The organism is Citrobacter sp. wls827 (genome assembly GCF_005280875.1).
Taxonomy (GTDB): Bacteria; Pseudomonadota; Gammaproteobacteria; order Enterobacterales; family Enterobacteriaceae; genus Citrobacter; species Citrobacter youngae.
On the sequence record NZ_SZWR01000017.1, the window covers coordinates 139435 to 159977 of the forward strand.

General features: G+C 51.7%; 22 protein-coding genes and 1 riboswitch. Of the genes, 11 read left to right on the plus strand and 11 right to left on the minus strand.

Annotated elements, in window-relative coordinates; translation table 11 throughout:
* Positions 1 to 41: 41 nt before the first annotated feature.
* Positions 42 to 281 (minus strand): YobH family protein, encoded by a 240-nt coding sequence (locus FDX03_RS11195; protein WP_061068061.1) that lies wholly within the window; start codon positions 279 to 281, stop codon positions 42 to 44.
* A gap of 164 nt (positions 282 to 445) precedes the next feature.
* Between FDX03_RS11195 and mgrB the strand changes: the two genes are divergently transcribed.
* The 6 genes from mgrB (at position 446) to rlmA (ending at position 4790) form a co-directional block, all read left to right on the plus strand.
* On the plus strand, positions 446 to 589 hold the full coding sequence (gene mgrB, locus FDX03_RS11200) for a PhoP/PhoQ regulator MgrB (RefSeq protein ID WP_003034977.1): 144 nt from the start codon (positions 446 to 448) through the stop codon (positions 587 to 589).
* A gap of 74 nt (positions 590 to 663) precedes the next feature.
* Complete coding sequence (locus tag FDX03_RS11205) at positions 664 to 948, plus strand: YebO family protein (RefSeq protein ID WP_061068060.1); 285 nt, start codon at positions 664 to 666, stop codon at positions 946 to 948.
* A gap of 638 nt (positions 949 to 1586) precedes the next feature.
* Complete coding sequence (locus FDX03_RS11210) at positions 1587 to 1730, plus strand: DUF2627 domain-containing protein (protein WP_003034983.1); 144 nt, start codon at positions 1587 to 1589, stop codon at positions 1728 to 1730.
* A gap of 12 nt (positions 1731 to 1742) precedes the next feature.
* The gene (cspE, locus tag FDX03_RS11215; RefSeq protein ID WP_001062678.1) at positions 1743 to 1952 is read left to right on the plus strand and encodes a transcription antiterminator/RNA stability regulator CspE; all 210 of its coding nucleotides are present in this window, start codon (positions 1743 to 1745) and stop codon (positions 1950 to 1952) included.
* A 219-nt stretch (positions 1953 to 2171) separates the two neighbouring features.
* On the plus strand, positions 2172 to 3917 hold the full coding sequence (ftsI, locus tag FDX03_RS11220) for a peptidoglycan glycosyltransferase FtsI (protein WP_048211403.1): 1746 nt from the start codon (positions 2172 to 2174) through the stop codon (positions 3915 to 3917).
* Between the two features lie 63 nt (positions 3918 to 3980).
* Positions 3981 to 4790 carry a 23S rRNA (guanine(745)-N(1))-methyltransferase gene (gene rlmA / locus FDX03_RS11225; RefSeq protein ID WP_137345942.1) on the plus strand — a complete coding sequence of 270 codons (810 nt, stop codon included), beginning with the start codon at positions 3981 to 3983 and terminating at the stop codon, positions 4788 to 4790.
* Here the strand turns inward: rlmA and mntP are convergent.
* The 5 genes from mntP to manX all read right to left on the minus strand — a co-directional run bounded on the left by mntP (position 4787) and on the right by manX (position 8989).
* Positions 4787 to 5353, minus strand: coding sequence for a manganese efflux pump MntP (mntP, locus tag FDX03_RS11230; RefSeq protein WP_137345943.1), 567 nt, complete (start codon positions 5351 to 5353; stop codon positions 4787 to 4789). The two genes, rlmA and mntP, sit on opposite strands and share 4 nt — an antisense overlap.
* A 6-nt stretch (positions 5354 to 5359) precedes the next feature.
* Positions 5360 to 5588: riboswitch (yybP-ykoY riboswitch) on the minus strand.
* Positions 5589 to 5784: 196 nt separating this feature from the next.
* On the minus strand, positions 5785 to 6243 hold the full coding sequence (locus tag FDX03_RS11235; RefSeq protein WP_005122172.1) for a DUF986 family protein: 459 nt from the start codon (positions 6241 to 6243) through the stop codon (positions 5785 to 5787).
* A gap of 60 nt (positions 6244 to 6303) precedes the next feature.
* Positions 6304 to 7155, minus strand: a complete 852-nt coding sequence (locus tag FDX03_RS11240; protein ID WP_003833769.1) for a PTS mannose transporter subunit IID — start codon at positions 7153 to 7155, stop codon at positions 6304 to 6306.
* Positions 7156 to 7167: 12 nt separating this feature from the next.
* Positions 7168 to 7968 (minus strand): PTS mannose/fructose/sorbose transporter subunit IIC, encoded by an 801-nt coding sequence (locus FDX03_RS11245; protein ID WP_003021004.1) that lies wholly within the window; start codon positions 7966 to 7968, stop codon positions 7168 to 7170.
* Positions 7969 to 8026: 58 nt separating this feature from the next.
* Positions 8027 to 8989 carry a PTS mannose transporter subunit IIAB gene (manX, locus tag FDX03_RS11250; protein ID WP_005122176.1) on the minus strand — a complete coding sequence of 321 codons (963 nt, stop codon included), beginning with the start codon at positions 8987 to 8989 and terminating at the stop codon, positions 8027 to 8029.
* 461 nt (positions 8990 to 9450) lie between these two features.
* Here manX and yoaE point away from each other — a divergent pair, with 461 nt between their 5' ends.
* Entirely contained in the window at positions 9451 to 11010 is a 1560-nt protein-coding gene (yoaE, locus tag FDX03_RS11255; protein WP_048211405.1) for a CNNM family cation transport protein YoaE, read from the plus strand.
* 6 nt (positions 11011 to 11016) lie between these two features.
* Here yoaE and FDX03_RS11260 read toward each other — a convergent pair whose 3' ends face one another.
* The 4 genes from FDX03_RS11260 to pabB all read right to left on the minus strand — a co-directional run bounded on the left by FDX03_RS11260 (position 11017) and on the right by pabB (position 16240).
* Entirely contained in the window at positions 11017 to 12618 is a 1602-nt protein-coding gene (locus FDX03_RS11260; protein ID WP_048211406.1) for an EAL domain-containing protein, read from the minus strand.
* Between the two features lie 130 nt (positions 12619 to 12748).
* Positions 12749 to 14113 carry an L-serine ammonia-lyase gene (gene sdaA / locus FDX03_RS11265; RefSeq protein WP_048211407.1) on the minus strand — a complete coding sequence of 455 codons (1365 nt, stop codon included), beginning with the start codon at positions 14111 to 14113 and terminating at the stop codon, positions 12749 to 12751.
* A 183-nt stretch (positions 14114 to 14296) separates the two neighbouring features.
* Positions 14297 to 14875, minus strand: a complete 579-nt coding sequence (locus FDX03_RS11270) for a CoA pyrophosphatase (RefSeq protein WP_048211408.1) — start codon at positions 14873 to 14875, stop codon at positions 14297 to 14299.
* Between the two features lie 3 nt (positions 14876 to 14878).
* Positions 14879 to 16240, minus strand: a complete 1362-nt coding sequence (gene pabB, locus FDX03_RS11275; protein WP_170973095.1) for an aminodeoxychorismate synthase component 1 — start codon at positions 16238 to 16240, stop codon at positions 14879 to 14881.
* A gap of 83 nt (positions 16241 to 16323) precedes the next feature.
* Between pabB and FDX03_RS11280 the strand changes: the two genes are divergently transcribed.
* A complete protein-coding gene (locus FDX03_RS11280; protein WP_003020986.1) occupies positions 16324 to 16503 on the plus strand; it encodes a YoaH family protein in 180 nt (59 codons plus the stop codon).
* 6 nt (positions 16504 to 16509) lie between these two features.
* Here the strand turns inward: FDX03_RS11280 and FDX03_RS11285 are convergent, their stop codons facing one another.
* The gene (locus FDX03_RS11285) at positions 16510 to 16854 is read right to left on the minus strand and encodes a RidA family protein (RefSeq protein ID WP_005122186.1); all 345 of its coding nucleotides are present in this window, start codon (positions 16852 to 16854) and stop codon (positions 16510 to 16512) included.
* Positions 16855 to 16995: 141 nt separating this feature from the next.
* Here FDX03_RS11285 and FDX03_RS11290 point away from each other — a divergent pair, with 141 nt between their 5' ends.
* The 3 genes from FDX03_RS11290 to FDX03_RS11300 all read left to right on the plus strand — a co-directional run bounded on the left by FDX03_RS11290 (position 16996) and on the right by FDX03_RS11300 (position 20339).
* Positions 16996 to 18906: an ATP-dependent DNA helicase gene (locus FDX03_RS11290; protein WP_115643307.1), complete on the plus strand. Its 1911-nt coding sequence runs from the start codon at positions 16996 to 16998 to the stop codon at positions 18904 to 18906.
* 58 nt (positions 18907 to 18964) lie between these two features.
* Complete coding sequence (gene tsaB / locus FDX03_RS11295) at positions 18965 to 19660, plus strand: tRNA (adenosine(37)-N6)-threonylcarbamoyltransferase complex dimerization subunit type 1 TsaB (RefSeq protein ID WP_137345945.1); 696 nt, start codon at positions 18965 to 18967, stop codon at positions 19658 to 19660.
* A 94-nt stretch (positions 19661 to 19754) separates the two neighbouring features.
* Positions 19755 to 20339, plus strand: coding sequence for a Slp family lipoprotein (locus FDX03_RS11300; RefSeq protein WP_048211412.1), 585 nt, complete (start codon positions 19755 to 19757; stop codon positions 20337 to 20339).
* The last annotated feature ends 204 nt before the right edge of the window (positions 20340 to 20543 follow it).

The window sequence follows — 20543 nt, forward strand, 5'->3', positions numbered from 1 at the left end:
GTCGCCGGAGCGAATAACGTACTGATTTTTTTGCTGCTATATTAACCATTATCGATAACGACGGTGCTTTTCCTCAACAGGGGGCAATCTGACAGGCCAATGATGCCGCTGTTGGTATGGACGTATTGCGCGGTGCTGGTCCCGCGGGCGGTCAGATATTGACATTGCAGGCCCAGACCTGCCGCAGTCTCCTTACTTCCTATCAAAACGCCGTAGCCACTCAGTAATAAACCGATCCAAACCAGAGCGAGCAATACAATAGCGCGGATAATCAAACGCATTACAACCTCTTATCTTTTCTCGTTATTATTAGATTAGCCTGTACATGGGATGAAACAAGTGAATCATTCCTAAAAACATTTAATGCCGTTACAGTTAACTTAGGGTTTAGGTAACTCATGATAATTTATCAACATAGGTTGTAGATTCGGAGAGTGGAGTTGGAGTGAAAAAAATTCGATGGGTGGTCCTGATAGTTGTCGTGCTGGTATGCATACTGATGTGGGCTCAGGTGTTCAACATCATGTGCGATCAGGACGTACAATTTTTCAGCGGAATTTGCGCCATCAATAAATTTATTCCCTGGTAAGCGCATTTCAGTAACAGTTGATTACCTTCTTGTGCGGCAATGGTAAACTACGCTGTCTACATTGAGGTGGTGAAATGAACGAAGTTTTGAATTCTGGCGCGTTGAGTTTTGCGTCTTTAGTGGTATCGGTGGTGGTTCTGGTAATCGGGCTTGTATTGTGGTTTTTCATCAATCGGGCAAGTTCGCGTACTAACGAGCAGATTGAACTGCTTGAGGCGTTGTTGGAGCAGCAAAAACGACAGAACGCATTGCTCCGTCGTCTTTGTGAAGCTAACGAACCGGAAAAAGCAGAAGAGCCTACCGCGGTGCAAACTCAGGATGAAGATGATGACATCATTCGTCTGGTAGCCGAACGGTAGTAAACAGAAAGACAGGGTGAGAGTCTGTAGATGCTATTCTCAGATGCTTCATCCTGTCGTCAACGACATCAGATTATTTTCTTCTGCAACAATCCGGCAATTACTGCGCCGACACACGTGGAACCTGCGTTTTTCCAGATGCTCTGACCAATTAATATCTTATCTCTGGTTTGACATAAATATAATTATCCATAGATTAATAATATGATTGTATCATTTTTGTGATACCGATCGTTTTATTATCAGCGAAACGTTTCTCTTACTTTTTTTGTGCATTGTCATCATTCTTTCATTATTTTGGTGCAAAACCAGAATGCCGATCTCATTTTTACGCTTGTGATATTTTATGCATTACTAAGCATAAAAAATGATATCTGGCAGAGGCTGTGACAGATAATCTGGAACAGTTGAACCTGATGAGCTATGGTAGAAAAGTCCCTGCTACGGCGCAGGCCAGCCGGGGCAAGGGGAGAGAGGCGAGGATATATCTCTACTCGGCCTGGCGCATAACTGTGCAGTTGTTGTTTGATGAACTGCGTGATTTGTGCGACCGATCGAGACACGTTTAAAAATGGCTTGCCATTATTAACGTTGTATGTGATAACACGGTTTGGGTTAAACGAGGTACAGTTCTGTTTATGTGTGGCATTTTCAGTAAAGAAGTCCTGAGTAAACACGTTGACGTTGAATACCGCTTCTCTGCCGAACCTTATATTAGTGCCTCAAGCAGTAATGTCTCAGTTTTATCTATGTTATGCCTGCGGGCGAAGAAAATACTCTAAGGAATTTTGCAAATGGCAAAGATTAAAGGTCAAGTTAAGTGGTTCAACGAGTCTAAAGGTTTTGGTTTCATTACCCCGGCTGATGGCAGCAAAGATGTGTTCGTACACTTCTCCGCTATCCAGGGTAACGGCTTCAAAACTCTGGCTGAAGGCCAGAACGTTGAGTTCGAAATTCAGGACGGCCAGAAAGGTCCGGCTGCTGTTAACGTAACAGCTATCTGATCGATACCACTGATTTGAAGCGCTCAGGCGCAACCAATTCAGATATAAAGCCTCGCTTATGCGGGGCTTTTTAATTCAAATTACGTCAAAATATTTCTGAATGCCTCTCCATTAGCGCTTTGTTGCAAAGGCGCGATGTTCGTAGCATTGTTTTTCCCGCTTTCTCCCGGCAATTCCCGTTAAATCAGTCACCTGAAAAACTATCTTGCTGGAGCCCCGGTGAAAAAGAAAAACGACGGCGATGCGCGCAATTTTACTCCCGTACGTTTTGCCCTGCTTTGTGTGGCAATACTGTTGAGTCTGGGATTGTTGCTTGGTCGGGTTGCGTGGTTACAAATTGTCACCCCAACGAGCCTGGTCAAGCAGGAGGATATGCGTTCGTTACGTGAAGTCACAATCGCCTCACCGCGTGGGATGATTACCGACAGAGAAGGACGTCCTCTCGCAGTAAGCGTGCCGGTGAATGCAGTTTGGGCCGATCCGAAGACGATTGTCAGCAAAGGTGGCGTTGGCTATAACGAACGCTGGCAGGCATTGGCGAAGACCCTGCATATTTCACTCAGCACGCTGGCTGAACGTGTTAACAGCAATCCATCTGGCCGCTTTATTTATCTGGCGCGCCAGATCTCTCCTCAGCAGGCGCAGTGGGTCGATGATCTTAATCTCCCGGGGATTAATCTGCGCGAAGAATCCCGCCGTTTCTATCCCGCAGGTCATGTGGCGGCAAATCTTATCGGCTTTACAAACATTGATGGACAAGGTATTGAAGGCCTGGAGAAAAGTTTCAACAGCCAGTTGATGGGTAAACCCGGCTCTCGCCTTGTGCGCAAAGACAAGTTCGGGCATGTGATTGAAAATATCACGGAAGTGATGCCGGTCCCCGCGCACGAATTGCAGCTCAGTATTGATGAGCGCTTGCAGACGGTGACTGAAGATGCGCTGGACAATGCCGTAACATGGAATAAAGCGGAATCTGGAGCCGCGGTGCTGGTCAATATTGCCACTGGCGAAATCCTGTCGATGGCAAGCTTTCCCGACTTCAATCCCAATAACCGTGATGGCGCGGTGCTGGATGATTTTCGCAACCGTGCAATTAGCGACACCTTTGAACCCGGTTCAACCGTTAAACCGCTGGTGATCATGACTGCTCTGCAGCAAGGGATTGTGCAGCCTGATAGCGTCATTGATACACATCCTTTTAATCTCGATGGACATCGCATCCGCGATGTCGGATTTTACCCGGAGCTATCGCTTACCGGTATTTTGCAGAAATCAAGCGATACCGGTGTGTCGCACCTTTCGCTGGCAATGCCGGTACAGAAACTGCTGGATACCTATAAACGCTTTGGTTTTGGCGACCCAACCGGGCTGGGGCTAACCGGAGAAAGTAGCGGTTTAATGCCTCAGCGACGTTACTGGAGCGATCTGGACCGGGCGACCTTTGCATTCGGTTACGGGTTAATGGTGACGCCGCTCCAGTTGGCGCATGTCTATGCCACCATCGGCAGTTTTGGTATTTACCGCCCCCTTTCTATTACGCGTATCGATCCGCCAGTGATAGGTACGCGGGTGATGCCGGAGGCGTTGGTGCATCAGGTTGAACATATGATGGAAAGCGTCGCGCTACCCGGCGGCGGTGGGACCAAGGCTGCGGTGAGGGATTACCGTGTTGCGGTGAAAACCGGGACGGCAAAGAAAATTGGTGATGACGGTAAATATGTCGATAAATACGTGGCTTATACGGCAGGGGTTGCGCCAGCGAGCGATCCAAAATTCGCGCTGGTCGTGGTGATTAATAACCCGCAAAACGGTGCTTACTATGGGGGAGCCGTCTCCGCGCCGGTCTTCAGCCAGATTATGGGCGATGTTCTGCGTCTGGAAAACGTCAAACCGGACGGCATGCCTGCTGACTCCGATCATCTGCTGGTGATGCACGGCAGCAGCGTATCCTCGCCGTCGCTGTAAGTTATTTTCCCAGGGCGCAATTCGCGTTACACTTGCGCCCTTAAACCACCTGCCGGAGTTGTCATGTCGTTTTCCTGTCCTCTTTGCCACCAGCCTCTTACTCAAGCGAATAACAGTTTTGTCTGCCCGGAGCGACACCAGTTTGACGTGGCGAAAGAGGGATATGTTAACCTGATGCCGGTTCAGCATAAGCGGTCTCGCGATCCGGGTGACAGTGCGGAAATGATGCAGGCGCGCCGGGCATTTCTTGATGCTGGTCACTATCAGCCGCTACGCGATGCGATTGTGGATGCGCTCAAGCAGAGGCTGATTTCAGACAATGCGACGATCCTGGATATCGGCTGTGGGGAAGGGTACTACACTCACACGTTTGCCGATGTGCTGGCGGGCAGTACAACCTTTGGGCTTGATGTTTCTAAAGTGGCGATTAAGGCCGCGGCCCGACGTTATTCGCAGGTGACCTTTTGCGTTGCCTCCAGCCATCGTCTGCCGTTTGCCGATGCGTCAATGGACGCCATTATCAGGATCTACGCACCTTGCAAAGCCGAAGAGTTGGCCCGCGTGGTGAAACCGGGTGGATGGGTAATCACCGCCACGCCGGGTCCGCGTCATTTAATGGAACTTAAAGGGCTGATTTATGATGAGGTGCGTTTACATGCGCCACACACAGAGCAACTGGACGGTTTTGTTCTGCAACAGAGTATTGCGCTGGGGTATCAGATGCAGCTTAAGGGCAGCGAGGCCGTTGCGTTATTGCAAATGACGCCGTTCGCCTGGCGGGCAAAGCCGGAAGTGTGGGAAACGTTAGCGGGGAAAACGAAGTTTGACTGCCAGACTGACTTTAGTATTCATATCTGGCAGCGTCTGAATTAACCGTGGAAGTGTGCCCAGAGGATCTGGGCGCCGATACCAATCAGGACTACCCCACCCAGAATTTCAGCTCGCTTGCCCAACATCGGGCCAATAAAACGACCGATCATCATGCCAAGCGTGGACATAATTAACGTGGCGCATCCAATGGCCAGCGCAGTGGCAATAATGTTGACCTGCAGGAAGGCCAGACCCACCCCGACGGCCATCGCGTCGAGACTGGTCGCAATGGCAGTGGTGACCAGCAGCCAGAAACCGTGACGGCGCTGCGGCTCTTCCTCTTCATCACCGTTGTCGCGAAAACCTTCGATTATCATTCGGCCGCCTAAAAAGATCAGCAAAATGAAGGCGATCCAGTGGTTCCACTCCAGCACGAATTTGCTGGCAAGCATCCCCATTCCCCAGCCAATCAGTGGCGTAAGGGTCTCGACTGCGCCAAAGATAAGGCCGGTACGCAGAGCTTCGGAGAATTTAGGTTTATGTAAGGTGGCACCTTTGCCAATTGATGCTGCGAAAGCATCCATCGACATGCCGAAAGCGAGAAGAACAGTTGCGGTGATATTCATAACAGCGTCCTGACCGGGGTATTCCATAAAACACATCACTGCCCCCAGTAACCATGCACACTGAGCGGACCCATTGTCTATACAGAGCCATTCAAATATGCATTGCAGTTGATGTGCCTATGGTCTCGCCTGACTAAACGTGATGTTCAGTCCGTACGTGCCACGTTTTTCAACGAGTATGTTGACACGTACATTTCCGGAGTCTGGAAATCGGCTACTCCCCAACGACGGGCGCAACCTTAACATATTTTTGGAATATAAAACAAGAAACGCAGAAATATTATTTGACTTCTAAATGAAAACAATTTTCATTTAGATTTATTTATAGATAAAACGTTAAATTAAATAACATATGGGCGGAGAAATATAGCCTTAGCTATGTTTGTTTTTCACTGAGATATAAAAAACATAGTTCAGGCTATATTTGTAACTTATTGGTTTGAAATGAGAAGTTTATATATCTTCTCCAGGTCGTCTATATTTCGTACGCGAATAAGCAATCGTCTTTGCTCTAATTGCATCACCAATACACCGTCTTCAGATAAATTCATCTCTTTAATGCGGTCATATTCAATCCAGACATTGGCGAAGAAAAAACCTTTCTGCTTGAAGATGATTTTTGGCGTACGGATCCAGAACAGATACAACCCCATTAACACCAGTGCACATAATAACCATGTGGTAAATTGCGCGCCGTGGCTGGTGATGTTGTTGTAGATCAGAATAACAATCAAACCGATGAAGATAACGCTGTCGACTCGACTGCGTGGAAGCAGGGCAACAGTAAGTAGAGTGGGGCCATTACGGCGGGGCATGATGAACTGATCGTAAATGGCATACGCCAGCAGCGAAAAGATAAATAGAACCAGCACCAGGTCCGTGATAGTCATGAATCCTCAACCCTCTAAATAGAAAAACCGGGGGCAAGCCCCCGGTGATGTACAACAGTCTTACAGGCCGAGCAGGCCGACAGCGTAGCCCGCGATACCGATGACGAAAAAGCCAACGATGATCCACAGTGGGTTCACTTTCTTACGCAGAAGCCACATACAGGCGAAGGTCAGTAGCAGAGGAACCAGGCCCGGCATCAGCTGATCAAGGATTGTCTGCACAGTGGTCACGCGCGTTTGGCCATCCTGACCGGTGATGGTGGAGACCACCAGTGGGATATTCACGTGCGTCCACTTGTTAACCAAGGCCCCCATGACAAACAGGCCGAGGATTGACGCTCCCTCAGTCAGTTTCTGCAGGAAGCCGCCGCCCATATCTTTAACGATATCTACGCCTTTACGGTAGCCGTATGCCACGCCGTAGTAACGGGTTGCCAGACGTACCAGGTTGAACAGGATAAAGAACAGCAGTGGCCCAAGCAGGCTACCGCTCATCGCGATACCTGCACCCAGCGCGGCGAATACCGGGCGTACGGTACCCCAGAAAATCGGGTCGCCCACGCCTGCCAGCGGTCCCATCAGACCAACTTTGATACCGTTGATAGCACCATCGTCAATCTCTGCGCCATTCGCACGCTGTTCTTCCATTGCCAGTGTAACGCCCAGAACCGGTGCCGCTACATAGGGATGGGTGTTAAAGAATTCCAGGTGACGCTTGATAGCTTGCTTACGGGCGTCGTTGTTTTCCGGATACAAGCGGCGAATAGCCGGTACCATGGAGAAACAGAAGCCCAGCGCCTGCATACGTTCGAAGTTCCATGAACCCTGAAACAGGTTAGAACGAATGAACACGCCACGAATGTCACTCGGAGTGAGTTTTTTCTCGGTGGTAGTTTTAGTCATATCAACCATTTCGCTCACCTGCTAGTCCAGTTCGTTATCGAGATCGTTATTGCCAGCCGCCGCAGCAGGCGCACCGGCTACGCGGTTATATTTCGGGCTCAGCTGAATGTAGAGGATCGCCATTACTGCGCCAATCACACCCAGAGCAACCAGGTTGAAGTTAGTAAATGCCGCGGTGACGAAGCCGAGGTAGAAGAATGGCATCAGGTAGCCTGCGCGCATCATGTTGATGACCATCGCATAACCAACCACCACGATCATACCGCCTGCGATGTTCAGGCCGCCGGTCACGACTTCCGGAATGGCATTAAGCATGCTCTGAACTTCACTGGTACCGACAGAAATCGCTACGATTACCGCCGGGATAGCGATACGCATAGCCTGCAGGAACAGGGAGGAAACGTGCAGCCAGGAGAGCGCCGTCAGGTTGCCGTTTTCGGCCGCCTTATCCGCCGCGTGCTGGAATGCTACGGTGATGGTACGAACGATAATGGTCAGAACCTGGCCTGCTGCTGCCAGTGGTATCGCCAGCGCGATACCTGCACCGATACTTTGGTGACCCGCAATAACCAGAACGGTAGAGATAATGGAAGCCAGTGCAGCATCAGGCGCAACCGCAGCACCGATGTTCATCCAGCCCAGAGCGATCATTTCCAGGGTACCACCGATGATAATACCGGTTTTCATATCCCCGAGAACGGCACCAATCAGCGTACAGGCCACCAATGGACGGTGGAACTGAAATTCATCGAGTACCGACTCCATACCCGCGATACATGCGACGATGAACACCAGCACAATCTGAAGAGTGGTAATCTCCATTGTACTTCTCCTATTGCTATACAGACTTAAGTGTGAAAACTAAGTAAATGCCAGGTGGTTATTTCGCCTTGGCAATCAAATCCATCATTTTCAGTTTCTGATCGGTAGAAACCTTACGGGCTTCGAGCTCAATACCGCGTTCGTTGAGTTTCTTGAAGGCTTCGATGTCTTTTTCATCCACCGAAATCGCGTTGTTTACCTGCGTTTTCCCCTGGCGGAATGCCATGCCGCCAATGTTAACAGAGGTAATTTTTACGCCACCTTCAACGATGCGTTCTACATCGGTCGGGTTGGTGAACAGCAGCATTACACGCTCACCGGCGTATTTCGGGTTGTTATAGACGCGGATCATTTTCGCGACATCAACCACATGTGCGGTAACGCCTGGCGGTGCGACCTGAGTCAGCAACGTCTTACGCACGGTATCAGCAGCAACTTCATCACTGACGACGATAATGCGCGTTACGTTGGTTTCTTTGGTCCAGCGAGTTGCCACCTGACCATGGATTAAACGGTCATCGATACGTGCGAGGCCGATCTGCATATAGTCGTTCGGGCCCATCGGTTTCGCGGGTGCCGCTGCCTTAGGTGCTGCGACGGGGGCAGGTGCGGCTTTTTCAACAGGTTTTGCTTTCAGCGCTTTTACGCCTTCGCTACCCGTTTCAACCGCCAGTGCGACTAATTCATCGAAGCTGGGGTTGTCGTCACGCGCCATGAAGGTTTCTACCAGCATGGGAATGTTCACGCCTGCGATAACTTCATAATGCTCTTTATCGACAACAATGCGGCTCGCAGCGTTAAACGGGCTGCCTCCCCATGTGTCAACGAGAAACAGCACGCCTTTACTGGTATCCAGTTTTGCCAACTGAGCGTTATACTTTTCAATCAGCGTTTCGGCATTTTCGCCTGGAACGAAATCGATCCAGCCGACGTTTTCCTGCTCGCCTAACAACATCTCTGCTGTTTTAAGTAACTGCTCTGCAGCCCAACCATGTGTGCCTATTACAATAGCAATGGTCACTTGCTACCTCCTTTATTATCGTTAACACATCAACGTGAAGATGCATTTTGAATCGCTCGTCCGCAATCGAATCGATTCAGATAAGGGTTACAAAGAAAAACCTATGATTTTCGTGAATTATTTTAGATATCGAAAAAAATATTTTATGTGATGAAGATCCGTAATTTAACTTCCGATCAGAAGAAATTTCGAAGGGTGAAATATCTTCGAAACAACTTATTGCAAAGGAAGGTAAATCTTTGCTAAAAACCGGTTGTCTCTGTTATGTTTAGCATCTGTTTAATTACTCAGGAGTATAGGGCAGTAGCCCACCATATGGATCGTCACCGACGTCATTTCACCTTTAGGCCGTATCAAGCCTGTCAGTTTGGCACTTTTTGCCACAAACTTTATCTGCATATTGCTTTAACGCCTGAGATGTTCAGGGCGCAGTTTGATCATTCCTTAAGCAGGAGCTTGTCATGGAACTCTTAATGGACCCGCAGATTTGGGTGGGTTTGCTCACGCTTGTTGTTCTCGAAATTGTTCTGGGTATCGATAACCTGGTCTTCATTGCAATTCTTGCCGATAAGCTGCCACCGAAACAGCGAGATAAAGCGCGCCTCATTGGTTTGTCACTGGCGCTGATTATGCGTCTGGGCTTGTTGTCCGTGATTTCGTGGATGGTGACGCTGACAAAACCGCTGTTTACGGTCATGGACTACGCGTTTTCCGGGCGAGATCTGATTATGCTGCTGGGGGGTATCTTCCTCTTGTTCAAGGCTACGACAGAGCTGCATGAGCGGCTGGAAAACCGTGAACATGATACCGGGCAGTCAAAAGGCTATGCGAGCTTCTGGGTCGTGGTGACGCAGATTGTTATCCTCGATGCGGTGTTCTCACTGGATGCGGTCATTACTGCAGTCGGTATGGTCAACCATCTGCCGGTGATGATGGCGGCGGTGGTTATTGCGATGGCGGTGATGCTGCTGGCATCGAAGCCGCTGACGCGATTTGTGAACCAACATCCGACGGTGGTGGTGCTGTGTCTGAGCTTCCTGCTGATGATCGGTTTGAGCCTGGTTGCCGAAGGGTTTGGCTTCCACATTCCGAAAGGCTATCTGTATGCGGCGATTGGCTTCTCAATTATCATCGAACTGTTTAACCAGATTGCCCGTCGTAACTTTATTCGCCACCAGTCGACTCTGCCGCTGCGTGCGCGGACTGCGGATGCAATCTTGCGTCTGATGGGGGGTAAACGTCAGGCCAGCGTGCAGATGGAATCCGACAATCCGGTTCCTGTTCCGGTCCCGGAAGGCGCGTTTGTGGAAGAAGAACGCTATATGATCAACGGTGTTCTCTCACTGGCATCCCGTTCATTACGCGGCATCATGACACCTCGTGGTGAAATTAGTTGGGTCGACGCCGATCTGAGCGTAGCGGAAATTCGCGAACAGTTGCTTTCTTCTCCACACAGCCTGTTCCCGGTGTGTCGCGGTGAACTTGATGAAATTATCGGTATCGTCCGTGCTAAAGAGCTGCTGGTGGCGCTGGAAGACGGTGTGGATGTTGCAGCGATTGCGTCTGCCTCGCCGGCAATTGTCGTCCCGGAAACGCTCGACCCGATTAATCTGCTAGGCGTGCTGCGTCGTGCCCGCGGTAGCTTTGTCATCGTCACTAACGAATTTGGCGTGGTGCAAGGGCTGGTAACACCGCTGGACGTATTAGAAGCGATCGCAGGTGAATTCCCGGATGCCGACGAAACCCCTGAAATCATTGCTGACGCCGGTGGCTGGTTGGTGAAAGGGGGAACCGATCTGCACGCGCTGCAACAGGCGCTGGACGTGGATACGCTGGTGGATGAGGACGAAGACATCGCCACCGTAGCAGGGCTGGTGATTGCGGCTAACGGTCACATCCCGCGTGTAGGTGATGTTATTGAGGTTGCACCGCTGAGCATTACGATTGTCGAAGCCAATGACTATCGTGTGGATTTAGTTCGCATTGTTAAAGAACAACCCGCTCACGACGAAGACGAGTAAACGGGGTTAGCGAAATGGCATAATGGGCATGATATGGTGCCCGTTATGCCTGGCGGGTGGCGGCGTGCTGCCCGCCAGCCATTTGGGAAAATCACGAAGCGGCATCGGCTTGGCATACAAAAAACCCTGCAAGATATGTACGCCATGACGGCGTAAATGCTGCGCCTGTGCCTGCGTTTCTACGCCTTCAGCCACCAGTTCGATATTCAGCCTTTTTCCCAGCGCGATAATGATGTCTGTGACGGTTGAATTCACGGCGTCGGTTCCGATCGCCGAAGTAAATGATTTATCAATTTTCAGCACATCCGGGCGCAATTTTTCCAGCCAGGAGAGCGAGCTGTTTCCGGTACCAAAATCGTCAATCGCCAGCTTAACGCCGAGGCGATTCAACTCGCGCACGATCCGATAATCCACATCCAGTAAGGCATCGCGTTCGGTCAGTTCTATAACCAGTTGCTGGATGGGATGCTGGCTGAACCAGTACTGATTAAGGTCTTTTAACAGCGTACCGTGGCGGAAATGGCTGGCGGCAACATTGATACCGATATGAAACTGGCTACTCATCGGAAAAACGTGTCGTTGCTGAATGGTTTCTGCGATGACATGACGGGTAAGAGGGACAATCAGGTTGTGCTCTTCGGCGATAGGAATAAACACTTCCGGCGAAATCCAGCCCTGACGTGGGTTGTTCCAGCGCAACAGAATTTCTACACCCATACATTGCTGGGTCTGCGCGTTCAGCAGTGGCTGACAAAACAACTCGAACTCGTGTGCCGCGAGAGCCAGATTAATCTCCCAGGAAAAACTCATTCTGCTGGCGGTTGCCAGCCAGGCAAGGTATCCCACCAACAGGCTCAGGATCACCGCCAGCGGCAGTTGTGTCGGCAGATGTTTTATCGCCAATTCACTGGCGCCAGGGCCGGTGACGCTGATCGTGAAGGGAAAATGTTGCGATGAAAGCTGATAACGTTTTTCATCGTTCAGTGCAGGCAAGGTCTCGACAACACCTTGTCCGTAGAGCAGGTGGCGGTTGCCGACGGTTAAACTGGCGTTGGTGATTTGCGGTGGCTGGGGTTCCAGCAGCATGGTCGATAATAAATCAATATTGACGATTTCCAGCACCCCATTTTCGCCATCCGCGGAGGCCGGATACCACTGCGTCAGAATGGGACTACCTTTAATCAGCGAATGGTCGGTGGACAACAGCAGTTGCGCCTCCCGGCTCGGTAATTCAGGTTGAATTTGGCGGATAGGCACATTGCGATAGCCAAAGATACTGGAGCAATAAAGAATCCCCCCCTGAATCAGACTGATAGAGCGCACTGTTTGTAGCCTGGCAGCATGCTTGCTCAAAGGTAAACGCGCCACAGAGCAGGGAAGACCAATCAACGGGAGCAGTATATCGCGCCCGGCCTGCAGTGGGAGCAGCACATCATCCAGTGCCTCTACGGCATGATTAGCAAAGGTGACGGTGTAACGGTGATTTATATTACGCTCCGAAATAAATCGGACCGTTAATGTGAGGATGAGCGTCAGTAGTGCACATATTGTGCAGACGATTAAGCGATTACGGCGATAGTTTTGAATGATCCGTTGTGCTGTTTGCATGCGGGCCGCCCGATAAGCCGTTGGTCACAGAAGCCAACAGCAACAGAGCAAGTGTAGTGGGGAAAATTACAGTAGACGAGCGAGAAGGGGCAAATTCGCCCATCCGTCGCAGATGGGCGAAAATTAAGTATTAGTCACATTGAACTTTGATTGCCAAACCACCGCGTGACGTTTCGCGGTATTTGGCGTTCATGTCTTTACCTGTTTCGTACATGGTCTCAATGACTTTATCCAGCGAGACGCGTGGCGCGCTGGTGCGGCGCATCGCCATACGTGCGGCGTTAATCGCCTTCACGGACGCAATAGCGTTACGTTCGATGCACGGAACCTGCACCTGTCCGGCAACCGGATCGCAGGTTAAGCCCAGGTTGTGCTCCATACCGATCTCGGCAGCAACACACACTTGCTCAGGGCTCGCGCCCAGCAGCTCAGCCAGACCTGCAGCAGCCATGGAACATGCCACACCGACTTCACCCTGACAGCCTACTTCGGCGCCAGAGATAGAGGCGTTCATCTTGTACAACGCACCAATTGCCCCCGCCGCCAGGAAATAACGGGTGTAGATATCCGGGCTGACGGACTCGATGAAATGATCGTAATAGGCCAGTACTGCAGGCACGATCCCGCAGGCACCGTTGGTTGGCGCGGTTACAACGCGACCACCCGCGGCGTTTTCTTCGTTAACCGCCAGCGCAAACATGTTCACCCAGTCGATCACGTTCATCGGATCGTTGGAGAGCTTGTCGCTGGAAACCAGCATACGACGCAGGGCGGAGGCACGGCGAGGAACGCGCAGCGGACCCGGCAGCACGCCTTCGGTGTTCATCCCACGATCGATACAAGCCTGCATGGTCTGCCAGACGTTGCCAAAGTACTCTTCAATCTCTTTCTTGCTGTGCAGCGCAAGTTCGTTCTGCATCACCATGCCTGAGAGAGACAAACCGGTGCTGTTGCAGTATTCCAGCATTTCAGTGGCGGATTTGAACGGATAAGGCACGCTGACCTCATTCGTTGCATCCTGACCAAAATGTTCTTCATCAACGATGAACCCACCGCCAATGGAATAGTACGTTTTGCTGTAAATGACGGTTTCGCCATTGTACGCATGGATCTGCATCCCGTTTTCATGCAGCGGCAGGTTGCCGTTGTGAAAACGCATGCCGTCATTCTGCGGGAAATCCACTTCGTGCTGCCCCTGCGCAAGCAGCAGGCGGCCACGCGTTTCTACGTCGCGGATAAATCCGGGGATGCTGTCAATATCCACGGTAGCAGGCTCATTGCCCGCCAGACCCATAATAATGGCGATATCGGTGTGGTGACCTTTACCCGTGAGCGACAGTGAACCATACACGTCGACGGCAACACGGGTTACGCTGTCCAGTAATCCTTTTTCGACCAGGTCATCGACGAACTGTTTACCCGCCTTCATAGGCCCTACGGTATGGGAAGATGAGGGACCAATCCCCACCTTAAACATGTCGAATAGACTAATCACGATAATACTCCTACAGGGCGACTGGGCTTTCCAGTAACGATGTTATAACTGCGCATAGTGTAAGAGGGAACGCGGCGATCGGCTTAACTATTCACATGAATTAAACTAATAGATAACCGCGGTTTTACTAATGTTGTGACCTGAGTTTCAAGTTGTCTATGGCGTGCGTAAAGATAAGTATAGTCAGGGCTTGACGCCAATTTGCAGCGCCAGCTCACGAATTATTCCGGCGGTCATTCCCCAGACGAAATAGTGCTCATACCAGGAAAGCCATACACGATGTGAATCACCGCGACGGTAGATATCCAAAGGATGATAGCGACCTAAATGCAGGGCCTGCGCCAGCGGCATTTCGAACACTGCAGACACTTCATCCTCACTGGCGCGATACGGTAAATTTGGCGGGATAATACCTACCACTGGCGTGACCTGAAATCCGGTAACGCTGTCGACCGGTGGCAGCACGCCAATCACCTCAACGCAAGAAGGTGGGATCGCCACTTCTTCCTGCGCTTCGCGAAGGGCGGCGGCAATCAATGAAGCATCGCTGCTGTCCACCGCGCCGCCGGGAAAGGCGACCTGTCCGGCGTGCTTGCGCAGATGAACGGATCGCTGGGTTAACAGCAATCCCGGCTGCGCACGGCGTACGACAGGGATCAGTACGGCGGCCTGGCGCTGGTTTAACGCGGCATGATTGACCTGCGGGCGCAGGAGTTGGAAGCGCGATAAAAAATCATCAAGCGTCAGGCTGCTGTATTCCACGTGTCAGTTCTCCAGTTGATGCAAAATACGATTCACTTTATCAAACGTTTCCTGATACTCCGCGTCTTCCTGACTGTCCGCCACTATGCCACCGCCAGCGGAACAATAAATTTGTCCGTTTGTGGCTGTCAGTGTGCGAATGGTGATGCTGGTATCCATATTGCCGCAAAAGCTCAGATAACCAATGCTGCCGCACCAGGCGTTGCGTCTTTGCGGCTCCAGCTCGTCGATAATTTCCATCGCCCGCACTTTTGGCGCGCCGGTGATGGAGCCGCCAGGGAAGGCGGCACGCAGCAGGTCGGTGGCATGCAATGACTCTGGCAGACGTGCGGTAATGGTGCTGACCAAATGATGAACGGCAGGGAACGGTTCAACCACAAACAGCTCCGGAACCTTTACCGAACCCGGTACAGCAACGCGGCCAATATCGTTACGCATCAAATCGACGATCATCAGGTTTTCCGCCCGATCCTTTGGCGAATTTGCCAGCTTGTCGGCTTGCTGGCGATCGGCATCAGGATCGTCCAGTCTGGGTAGCGTACCTTTGATGGGGCGAGTCTGGATATGCTGATCTTCCAGTTGAATAAAGCGTTCCGGTGACAGACTGAGGATTGCGCCGTCTTCCAGGCGTATAAACGCACTGAATGGCGCGCGGTTAGCGCGATTGAGCTGCACAAACGCTTGCCATTCATCTCCCTGATATTGCGCCTGAAAACGTTGGGCCAGGTTGACCTGATAGCAGTCGCCGCTGTGCAAATAGTGCTGCACCTGACGAAATTTTTCGCCGTATTGCTCACGGCTCATACTCGAGTGCCATGCCGACGTTAATGTAAATGGCTCGCGTACCGGCGGCAGTTGATTTTCGAGCCACGCCAGACGGGCATGCACATCGCTATGGCTAAGCAGTGATACAGTCTGTAGCTGGTGATCGACAATCAACGCCCAGTCATAGATACCGACGCCCATATCCGGCAGGGCAATATCGCTTTCGGCAATATTTGGCAGCGATTCAAAGCGGCGGCCCAGATCGTAGCCAAACAAACCCAGTGCGCCGCCCTGGAACGGGAGGTCGGGATGATAATCAGGCTGAATAGCCTGAGCGGTTAGCGTTGAATATAATACTGCCATCGGGTCATCAAGCGTGCGCAAAATGCCTTGCCTGTCCTTGACCATAGTCTCCTGTGCACGCGTAACCAGGGTCGCTACAGGGTCGGCGACCAGAATATCAAAACGGTTATGCGGATGATCGGCATGACCTGAATGCAACAGCATCGCCCAGGGCAGATGGCTTAAGGTCGAAAAATAGCGTTCAGCGGCGTCCTGACACCAGGGTAATGTGATTACTGCGGGAGATAACGTCTTCATCAGTCCTGACTCGTTGCTACTCTACTGGCTAACTGCCCGGTAGCATGAAATAATTAGCGCAGACAATTTAGCAGGAGTTAACAATGTTTGCAGGTTTACCTTCACTCAGTCATGAGCAGCAGCAAAAAGCAGTAGAGCGGATTCAGGAACTGATGTCGCAGGGGATGAGCAGCGGACAGGCGATTGCTCTGGTTGCTGAAGAGCTACGCGCCAGCCATACCGGTGAACGGATCGTGGCGCGTTTTGAAGATGAAGACGAGTAGCGCCGCTTAAACCGCAGCGATAATCTTGATCTCGACTTTGTATTTCGGGTTCATCAATCCGGCCTGAACGGTACAACGTACCGGCGCGTGACCGGCAACGACCCACGCATCCCAGGCTTTGTTCATGGCGGCAAAATCACTTTTGTCCGCCAGAAAAAGGGTGGCATCAAGGATTCGTGACTTGTCGCTACCCTGTTTTTCCAGCACCGCATCAATTTGCGCCAGCGTATTTGCCGTTTGCTCAAAAGCGTCTGCATCCAGATTCTCCGGCACGCCGGTGTAGTACAACGTGTTGTTATGGATAACCACGTCAGACCAACGAGCTTCAGCATCAATGCGCACAATCGTCATAAATCATTCCTTATTTGCATTTTTCTTCATGGGCTTCAGATTGCGCCAAGACTGCCATAATGTTGCGCCCGCGTCACCTCTTCAACTGGCGAAAGACCCGCTGGCCTGACATAATCCCTGTTCAAATGAACAGGGGGCAGTGTGACGGACGATTTTGCAGCAGACGGTCAATTGGCTAAAGCGATACCGGGTTTTAAACCGCGTGAACCACAGCGACAGATGGCGATTGCTGTCAGTCATGCCATTGAAAAATCACAACCGCTTGTTGTAGAAGCCGGCACTGGCACAGGTAAAACGTACGCTTACCTCGCCCCAGCGCTTCGCGCTGGAAAGAAAGTGATTGTGTCGACGGGATCGAAAGCGTTGCAGGATCAGCTCTACAGTCGCGATCTTCCCACCGTTGCCAAAGCACTGAAATTCACCGGTAAGCTGGCGTTGCTAAAAGGGCGCTCCAACTACCTGTGTCTGGAACGCCTCGAACAGCAGGCGCTGGCGGGTGGTGATCTACCGGTACAAACGTTAAGCGATGTCATACTGCTGCGCTCATGGTCAAATCAAACGCTTGATGGCGACATCAGCACCTGCGTCAGCGTGGCGGAAGACTCTCAGGCCTGGCCGCTGGTAACCAGCACAAACGATAATTGCCTTGGCAGCGACTGCCCGCTGTATAAAGAGTGCTTTGTCGTTAAAGCGCGCAAGAAGGCGATGGAAGCGGATGTCGTCGTGGTGAACCATCATCTGTTTCTCGCTGATATGGTGGTGAAAGAGAGTGGATTTGGTGAATTAATCCCCGAGGCAGACGTGATGATCTTCGATGAAGCCCATCAGCTACCGGATATCGCCAGCCAGTACTTTGGTCAATCGCTTTCCAGTCGCCAACTGCTGGATCTGGCAAAAGACATCACCATTGCCTATCGCACCGAGCTGAAAGACACCCAGCAGTTGCAAAAATGCGCGGACCGGCTGGCGCAAAGCGCGCAGGACTTTCGCCTACAGCTCGGCGAGCCCGGCTATCGTGGAAACCTACGAGAGCTGTTGGCTGACCAACGTGTGCAGCGCGCGTTTTTGCTGCTCGATGACACGCTGGAGCTATGTTATGACGTGGCGAAGCTGTCTCTTGGGCGTTCGGCATTGCTGGATGCCGCGTTTGAACGCGCCACACTTTACCGTGCGCGCCTGAAGCGTCTGAAAGAGATCAACCAGCCAGGCTTCAGCTACTGGTATGAATGCACCTCCCGCCATTTCACTCTGGCGCTGACGCCGCTCACTGTGGCGGATAAATTCAAAGAAGTGATGGAACAAAAACCGGGCTGCTGGATTTTTACCTCCGCGACGCTGTCGGTAAACGATGACCTTCATCATTTCACCGCGCGGCTGGGTATTGACGATGCCGAGTCGATGCTACTGCCGAGTCCATTTGATTACACGCGCCAGGCGCTGCTGTGCGTGCCGCGTAATCTCCCGCAAACCAACCAGCCGGGGGCTGCGCGGCAGTTGGCTTCCATGCTGCGACCTATTATTGAAGCGAACAACGGTCGCTGCTTTATGCTGTGTACCTCGCACGCGATGATGCGCGAACTGGCGGAACAATTCCGCGCCACCATGACGCTTCCCGTGTTGCTGCAGGGCGAAACCAGTAAAGGGCAACTGTTACAGCAGTTTGTCAGCGCAGGTAATGCATTACTGGTCGCCACCAGCAGCTTCTGGGAAGGCGTGGACGTGCGTGGCGATACGCTGTCGCTGGTCATTATCGACAAACTGCCGTTTACCTCGCCGGATGACCCGCTGTTAAAAGCGCGAATGGAGGACTGCCGCCTGCGCGGCGGCGATCCGTTTGAAGACGTGCAGTTGCCGGATGCGGTAATCACCCTGAAGCAGGGGGTAGGGCGTCTGATACGTGATGCCGACGATCGCGGCGTGCTGGTGATTTGCGACAATCGTCTGGTTATGCGGCCATACGGCGCCACCTTCCTGGCGAGTCTTCCTCCTGCGCCGCGGACGCGTGACATAGCTCGCGCGGTTCGCTTTCTTGCTATACCATCGGCTGAGTAATTTGTTACGGAGTGTGGTAAGATGCGCGCCAAATTTATTGATCTGATCACAAATACCCATGCGAATTCTGGCTATCGATACCGCCACAGAGGCGTGCTCTGTTGCCCTGTGGAATGACGGTACTATCAAGGCTCACTTCGAGCTTTGCCCACGAGAACATACCCAACGAATTTTACCGATGGTCGAGGAAATCCTGGCCGCTGGCGATCTCACGTTAACCGACATTGACGCCCTGGCATTTGGGCGCGGTCCCGGTAGTTTTACCGGCGTACGTATTGGGATTGGCATTGCCCAGGGGCTGGCGTTAGGCGCGAATTTACCGATGATCGGCGTCTCCACCCTGGCGACCATGGCGCAGGGCGCCTGGCGTAAGTCGGGCGCGACTCGCGTACTGGCGGCGATTGACGCGCGAATGGGCGAAGTCTACTGGGCTGAATACCAGCGTGATGAAGATGGCATCTGGCACGGCGAAGAGACAGAAGCGGTGTTAACGCCGGAGCAGGTACACGATCGCCTGCTGCAGCTTTCTGGCGACTGGGTAACCGTTGGCACGGGCTGGTCAGCCTGGCCTGAACTCGGCAAAGATAGTGGTCTGATGCTGAACGATGGCGACGTATTGCTTCCTGCGGCAGAAGATATGCTGCCTGTCGCGACGCAAATGCTGGCTGCCGGTAAGACCGTGGCGGTTGAACATGCTGAACCGGTTTATTTACGTAACACCGTGGCGTGGAAGAAACTTCCCGGTAAAGAATGAATCTTAGTAGTACATCCCTGGTAAATTCGCACTGATGTCAATACACAGCATCGCGAACATGTCCGGGCAGAGGCTAAGAAAAGGGAGTCGCAATATGGTGGTGCAAAAGCAGTTATTGAAAGGTGTACTGGCAGGCGTATTGGCGTTATCGCTAAGCGGCTGTGTCACCATCCCGGATGCGATTAAAGGTTCGAGCCCGACACCGCAGCAGGATCTGGTGCGGGTGATGAATGCGCCGCAGTTGTACGTCGGACAAGAAGCACGTTTTGGCGGTAAGGTGGTGGATATTCAAAACCAGCAGGGGAAATCCCGACTGGAGATCGCCACTATGCCGCTCGATAGCGGGGCACGACCGATTCTGGGCGAAGCGTCACGCGGGCGAATTTATGCCGATGTTAACGGTTTCCTCGACCCGGTAGATTTTCGTGGTCAACTGGTCACCGTCGTCGGACCCATTAGCGGAACTGTGGACGGAAAAATTGGTAGTACACCGTATAAGTTCATGCTGATGCAGGTAACCGGTTATAAACGCTGGCATATTACTCAGCAAATTGTGATGCCTCCGCAGCCGATTGACCCCTGGTTCTACGGTGCGCGTGGCTGGCCTTACGGTGGCTACGGCGGATGGGGATGGTACAATCCCGGTCCCGCGCAGGTTCAGACGATAGTAACAGAGTAACTCTTTGTTTTAATGATAAAAGAAACAGCGGCTCGTCCGCTGTTTCTGCATTAACGTGGATATAAGAAAAATAAATAGTGACGTGCTTCGCAACCTTGTCGTTGTGTAATAAACAAACTGGTACGCTGAGTTAATATTATGTTAACAGTTTGTTTATTGCCTGGGGTTGTGATGACGACGAATACGCATTTTAGAGGTGATGTA